Source organism: Candidatus Accumulibacter vicinus (assembly GCF_000584955.1).
GTDB lineage: Bacteria > Pseudomonadota > Gammaproteobacteria > Burkholderiales > Rhodocyclaceae > Accumulibacter > Accumulibacter vicinus.
Window position 1 is genome coordinate 291,007 of sequence record NZ_JDSS02000021.1, and the last position, 6,375, is coordinate 297,381.

At 63.6% G+C, this 6,375-nt stretch carries 7 protein-coding genes; 6 read left to right on the forward strand and 1 reads right to left on the reverse strand.

Going from position 1 to position 6,375, the window contains the following annotated elements:
• The 4 genes from CAPSK01_RS22600 to CAPSK01_RS10285 all read left to right on the forward strand — a co-directional run.
• On the forward strand, positions 1 to 222 hold a 222-nt coding region (locus CAPSK01_RS22600; protein ID WP_273703457.1), incomplete at its 5' end, for an RsmE family RNA methyltransferase.
• Positions 215 to 1,888 carry a polyphosphate:AMP phosphotransferase gene (gene pap / locus CAPSK01_RS10275; protein ID WP_034925937.1) on the forward strand — a complete coding sequence of 558 codons (1,674 nt, stop codon included), beginning with the start codon at positions 215 to 217 and terminating at the stop codon, positions 1,886 to 1,888. The genes CAPSK01_RS22600 and pap, both read left to right, overlap by 8 nt.
• Position 1,889: 1 nt before the next feature.
• Positions 1,890 to 3,209, forward strand: a complete 1,320-nt coding sequence (gene argA, locus CAPSK01_RS10280; RefSeq protein ID WP_034925938.1) for an amino-acid N-acetyltransferase — start codon at positions 1,890 to 1,892, stop codon at positions 3,207 to 3,209.
• A gap of 109 nt (positions 3,210 to 3,318) precedes the next feature.
• Entirely contained in the window at positions 3,319 to 3,591 is a 273-nt protein-coding gene (locus CAPSK01_RS10285; RefSeq protein ID WP_034925940.1) for an oxidative damage protection protein, read from the forward strand.
• Here CAPSK01_RS10285 and rpiA read toward each other — a convergent pair.
• Positions 3,570 to 4,313 (reverse strand): ribose-5-phosphate isomerase RpiA, encoded by a 744-nt coding sequence (rpiA, locus tag CAPSK01_RS10290; protein WP_273703458.1) that lies wholly within the window; start codon positions 4,311 to 4,313, stop codon positions 3,570 to 3,572. The two genes, CAPSK01_RS10285 and rpiA, sit on opposite strands and share 22 nt — an antisense overlap.
• Before the next feature lie 136 nt (positions 4,314 to 4,449).
• Here rpiA and CAPSK01_RS10295 point away from each other — a divergent pair, with 136 nt between their 5' ends.
• Both CAPSK01_RS10295 and CAPSK01_RS10300 read left to right on the forward strand, forming a co-directional pair.
• Entirely contained in the window at positions 4,450 to 6,021 is a 1,572-nt protein-coding gene (locus CAPSK01_RS10295) for an AlkA N-terminal domain-containing protein (protein ID WP_273703459.1), read from the forward strand.
• The coding region (locus CAPSK01_RS10300; RefSeq protein WP_034925942.1) for a methylated-DNA--[protein]-cysteine S-methyltransferase at positions 6,018 to 6,375 on the forward strand (358 nt) is incomplete at its 3' end. The genes CAPSK01_RS10295 and CAPSK01_RS10300, both read left to right, overlap by 4 nt.

The window sequence follows — 6,375 nt, forward strand, 5'->3', positions numbered from 1 at the left end:
CTGGCCAAGCTGCCGGCACCGCCAGCGGGTGGGTGGGTTGAACTGTTGATCGGTGCCGAGGGCGGTCTCGCGCCCGAGGAAGCGCAGTTGGCGGCTCTGACCGGTTTTCTGCCGGTGCGTTTCGGGCCGCGTATCCTGCGTACCGAAACCGCTGGTCTGGCTGCTCTGGCAGCAATCCAGTTTTTATGGGGTGACTTGAAAAAGGAGGCGACGGATGTTTGAATCAGCAGAACTGGGACACAAGATCGACAAGGAAACATTCAAGGCGGAGGAGCCCAAGTTGCGCGCAGCGCTGCTCGAAACGCAGTACCAGTTGCGCGAGAACGCCAGTTTTCCGGTGATCATCCTGATCAGTGGCGTCGACGGGTCCGGGAAAGGTGAAACCATCAACGTTCTCTACGAATGGATGGATCCTCGTTACCTCTCGACACACGCTTTTTATGCGCCGACAGCCGAAGAGCGCGCGCACCCCTCGATGTGGCGTTACTGGCGGGCGCTGCCACCAAAAGGGCGAATCGGGATTTTCGCCGGATCATGGTATTCGCATCCGATCGCCGAGCGGATCAGCAACAGCCTCTCGCGATCCGACTTCGATCAGCGCATGGACCAGCTCAATCGCTTCGAGGCGATGTTGGTCAACGAGGGTGCGCTGGTGCTCAAATTCTGGATTCACCTTTCCAAGGACGCACAGCGCGAGCGCCTGAAAGCGATCGAGGCAAACCCGCTGACCCGCTGGCGGGTCACCAAGACCAGCTGGGATCGCCTGAAGACCTACGACAAGATGCAGGAAGTGGCCGGTCACCTGTTGCGCACGACGAACACCCCCTGGGCGCCGTGGATCATCGTCGAGGGAACCGACGACCGTTATCGTTCGCTGACCGTTGGCAAGACGATCCTCGATTCGCTGCAGAAGCGGCTGGCTGACAAGCGCGACCAGAATTCGCCGGTGGCCCCGCCCTTCTCGCCTCGGATCGACCGTCTCGACGTGCTGAGTTCGCTGGACATGACGCAAAGCCTGACGAAAAAGGTGTACGAGACCGAACTGGCGACCTGGCAGGGGCGTCTGGCGGAACTGATGCGCCACCCCGAATTCCAGAAGCGGGCCCTGATCCTCGCCTTTGAAGGTGCGGACGCGGCCGGCAAGGGCGGTGCCATCCGGCGGGTGATGTCGGCGATGGATGCACGCCAGTATCAGATCTTTCCGATCGCCGCGCCCACCGAAGAAGAGCGTGTCCAACCCTATCTGTGGCGATTCTGGCGGCACATGCCGCGGCTCGGACGCGTGGCCATTTTTGACCGCACCTGGTATGGGCGCGTGCTTGTCGAACGGGTCGAGAGGTTCTGCAGCGAGGCGGACTGGTTGCGTGCGTATTCGGAGATCAATGATTTCGAGCATGACCTCTGGCATGCTGGCGGCATCGTCGTCAAGTTCTGGCTGCAGATCAGCGACGATGAGCAGCTCAAACGCTTCGAGGAACGCGCCAAGATCGAGCACAAGCGCTTCAAGATTACCGAGGAAGACTGGCGCAACCGCGAGAAGGCCGGAGCCTACCACGAAGCGGTCTGCGACATGATCGACCGGACCAGTTCCGGCACCGCGCCGTGGACGATCGTCGAGTCCAACGACAAGTTGTTTGCCCGGATCAAGGTTCTGCGGACGATCTGCGAGCGTCTGGAGAAAGAACTCAAGGTCGAGCCGATGAAAGCCCCCAAGACCGAGGTGACGAAGGAGACGGACGCCAGGGAGGAGCACGAACACGCGTCGAAGACCGAGCATGCCAAGCAGTCGAAAACCCAGCGTGCGCATGCGTTGAAGGCCGAGAAGGCGAGGGCGGCCAAAGAGGCGAAAGCCGTCGAGAGCGAAGAGAAGGCCCGACCCGTCGTTTGAGATGTCCAAGGACTTGAGGGCTGGCCAGTTCGTCGCCTGGTTCCGATCGGTCGCGCCGTACGTCAATCTCTTTCGCGGCAAGACCTTTCTGATCGCCTTTGGCGGCAAGGCGATCGCCGGACAGCTGGCACGTACGCTGGCCTATGACGTGAACCTGCTGGCCGCGCTCGGTGTGCGCCTGGTGCTGGTGCACGGCGCACGGCCACAGATCGAGAAGTTGATGCGCGAACGCGGCCTGCAGTCGGTCTACCATGGCAACTATCGCGTCACCGATGCCAAGGCGATCGCCTGCGTGATCGACGCGGTGGGCAGCATCTATGTCGAAATCGAGGCCCTGCTTTCGCAGGGTCTCGCCGATACGCCGATGGCCAACAGCACGATTCGCGTCGTTGGCGGCAATTTCATTACCGCCAAGCCGGTCGGGGTCGTCGATGGCGTCGATCTGCAATACTCGGGGCAGGTGCGCAAGCTCGACGCCGAGGGCATTCGTGCGCAACTCACCCTTGGCAACATCGTCCTGCTTTCGTGCATCGGGTCGAGCCCGACCGGGGAAATCTTCAATCTGGCGATGGAGGAGGTGGCCGAGGCGGTCGCCACCTCGCTGCTTGTCGACAAGCTGATCTTTCTGAGCGACAGCCGGGGCGCTACCGACATCGACGGCGCCCTGCTCGATGAACTGACCGTCGAGGCCGCCGAAAGGTTGATCAGTCTCGGCGACTGGTTGTCGACCGACCTCAAGCGCTACCTGCCCTGTGCGGTCCGGGCCAGCCGGGCCGGCGTCGGGCGTGTGCACCTGATCGGTTACGACGAGGACGGCACGCTGCTGCGCGAACTCTTCACGCACGACGGCGTGGGCACGGTGATCACCCAGAAATCGCTGGAGCAGTTGCATGACGCCGGGCCAGACGACATCGGCGGCCTGGTGGCGCTGATCGAGCCGCTCGAAGAGGATGGCACGCTGGTACGTCGCTCGCGCGAGTTGCTCGAACGTGAGATCACACGATTCTCGGTGGTTGAACACGACGGCGTGATTGTCGGCTGTGCCGCACTTTACCCCTACGGCGAGGGCCAGGCCGAACTGGCCTGCCTGGCCGTGCATCCGCACTATCGTCGCTGGGGCTATGGTGCGCTGCTGATGAAGCGGATCGAGACGCAGGCGCGTGCAGCCGGTGTCAGGCGTCTGTTTGTCCTCACCACGGTGACTTCGCAGTGGTTCAAGGAACGGGGTTTCAGCGTCCGCCCGATTGACGAGTTGCCGGCCGAAAAACGGCTGGTCTATAACCTGCAACGCCGCTCGATCGTATTGATGAAGGAACTGTAAGGCTTCCGGCAGAGGGTCGGATTCGTGAGCCGCTGCAGCGACTTTCACATTCAGGTTCGCCTCGGCGAAATTTCCCAAGGTATTTAGTAGGTATTAAGGAGTGTTTTGAATGGCAAGAATGGTCAATTGTGTCAAACTCGGCCGCGAGGCTGAAGGTCTTGATTTCCCCCCGGTCCCCGGTGAGCTGGGCAAGCGGATTTTTGAATCGGTCGCCAAGGAAGCATGGCAGCAATGGGTGCGCATGCAGACCATGATCATCAACGAGAACCGCCTCAACCTGGCCGATGCCGCGCATCGCAAGTATCTGACCGAGCAGATGGAGAGGCATTTCTTCGGCAGCGGCGCCGACCAGGTGCAGGGCTACGTGCCGCCTCGCACCTGAGAAGTCGCGCTGGTTGACGGCGACTGAACGGTCGGCTCGTGCGGTCCGGCTTCGGCCCTTCGGTCGGCGGTCAGCATCTTCACTCCGGCAGCCGTACCGAGCAGGCAGACATCCGCCGGACGGCGGGCGAACAGGCCGTTGCTGACCACGCCGACGATCTGGTTGATGCGGCTTTCCAGTTCGACGGCATCGGCAATCACGAGTCCGCCGAGGTCCAGGATCAGGTTGCCGTTGTCGGTCACGAAACCTTCGCGCAGTTGTGGTTTGCCGCCGATCCGCGCGAGTTCGCGCCGGACATGGCCAAGCGCCATCGGGATGACTTCGATGGGCAGCGGAAAACCGCCCAGGACCGGCACCAGTTTCGACGCATCGGCAATACAGACGAATTTTTGCGCGACGGCAGCGACGATCTTCTCGCGCGTCAGCGCGCCACCGCCGCCCTTGATCATCTGCATCGCCGTGTTGATCTCGTCGGCGCCGTCTACATAGACCGGCAGATACGCCACATCGTTGAGTTCGAAGACGACGATGCCGTGCTCCTCGAGTCGCTTCCTCGTCGCCTCCGAACTCGCCACCGCCCCCCGGATCCGGTCCCGAATCCGGGCCAGCTCATCGATGAAGCAGTTGGCGGTCGAGCCCGTCCCAACGCCGACGATTTCTCCCTCGATCACCTGCCCGATCGCCGCGCGAGCGACGGCTTTCTTGAGTTCGTCCTGAGTCATGGCGGTCCCCGCTGGAGAAAGTTGGAGGCTGCCATTGTATCGAAGGGACGGGCTGCCCGGTCTGCCCGTTCCGAGCGGGTAATTGAATGTCCGAAAACGGCCAGCCTCGTTGAACGCTTGCCGCTAGACTGGCCGCATGCCTGAAGCCAACGACCACCCCGCAACGATGCAAGCCCATGCTGGCCGGTTCACCCCGGCTGCCTGCTACCAGGCGATGAAGGCGCATGACACACGCTTCGATGGCCGATTCTTTGTCGGCGTTTCCTCGACGCGAATCTACTGCCGGCCGATCTGCCGGGTGAAGTTGCCGCGCTTCGAGAACTGCAGTTTCTACCTCAGCGCAGCGGCGGCCGAAGCAGCCGGCTATCGGCCTTGTCTGAAGTGCCGGCCGGAACTCGCGCCCGGATTCGCCGCCAGCGAGGCGAGTGCAAAGCTGGCACAGACCGCGGCGCGCTTCATCGAAGACGCCATCGCGGGGATCGGTGGAGGAACCGCCAAAGGCGATGCGGATCACCCTTTGCACGTCATTGCCGCGCGTGTCGGCGTCACCGATCGGCACTTGCGGCGGATTTTTCAGGCCGAGTTCGGGGTGTCGCCGGTGCAGTATGCGCAAACGCATCGCCTGCTGCTGGCCAAGCGACTGCTGACCGATACGGCCCTGCCGGTCGCCGAGGTGGCTTTCGCCAGCGGTTTTTCCAGTGTTCGCCGGATGAATGCGCTGTTTTCGGAGCGCTATGGATTTGCGCCGACGCGCTTGCGTCACACCCTGGCCGAGGCGGGCGGAGCGAGCGCAGCCGTCGCCGAAAACGCGCGCTGCTTCACCTTCAGCCTGGCGTATCGCGCCCCGTTGGACTGGCCGGCGCTGCTCGCCTTTCTTGAGCAGCGTGCCATCGCGGGCATCGAGGCGGTCAGCGACGGCAGCTATCGACGCATCCTGCGTTACGTTCGCAGCGATGGGCAGGAGGCCATCTGCGGTTGGCTGCAAGTGGCCGACCAGGCGCACAGGAATGCGCTGCAAGTGACGCTGTCGCCGGCCTTTGCGCCGGTGATCGCAGGTGTGCTGAGCCAGGTCAAACGCGTTTTCGATGTGCACGCCGACCCCTGGGAAATCGGCGCGGCGCTCGGCCAGCTCGCGCAGGGATCGCGCGGCCTGCGCCTGCCCGGAGCCTTCGATGGCTTCGAGCTCGCGGTGCGCGCCGTCCTCGGGCAGCAGATCACGGTCGCCGCGGCACGCACGCTGGCGACGCGCTTCGTTGCCGCTTTCGCCGAGCCGATCGAATTCGAGGTCACGCCCCCCTTCACCGACCTCAATGTGGCCTTTCCCACGGCCAGTCGGGTGGCGACCCTGAGGCCGGCCGAACTCATCCGCCTGGGCATCGTTGCCGCACGTGCGCATGCGCTGATTGCCCTGGCGCAAAAAATGGTCGCCGGCGAACTCGACCTGTCGCCCGACGCGAACCTCGAGTCGAGCTGCGCCGCCCTGCAGTCGATCAAGGGCATCGGCCCGTGGACGGCACACTACATCGCGATGCGGGCGCTGTCCTGGCCGGATGCGTGGCCGCCGCACGATGTCGGATTGCTCAAGGCGCTCGGCCTGCCGAACACCGCCCGCGGCTGGCGCGCAGCCGAAGCGATCGCCGAGCCGTGGCGACCCTGGCGCAGCTATGCGCTGATGCACCTGTGGAACGCTCAGGAGAAAACCGCATGACGACTCATTCGACGCATTTCGACTCGCCGGTCGGCCGCCTGCTGGCCCTGGCCGCCAACGACGCGATCATTGCCCTGCATATCCTTGGCGGCAAGCATCCGCCCGCGCCCGCCGAGCCCTGGCTCGATTCGCCGCAACTGCCGGTGTTCCTGCAGTTGCGGCAGGAACTGACCGAATACTTCGCCGGTCAGCGACGAAGGTTCGAGATCAGGCTGGCGCCCGTGGGAAGCGACTTCCAGCAAGCGGCATGGCTCGCGCTGACCCGGATCCCTTACGGACAGACGCGCAGCTATGGCCAGCAGGCGGCAGCGATCGGCAGACCGGCGGCGGTTCGCGCGGTCGCTGCCGCCAACG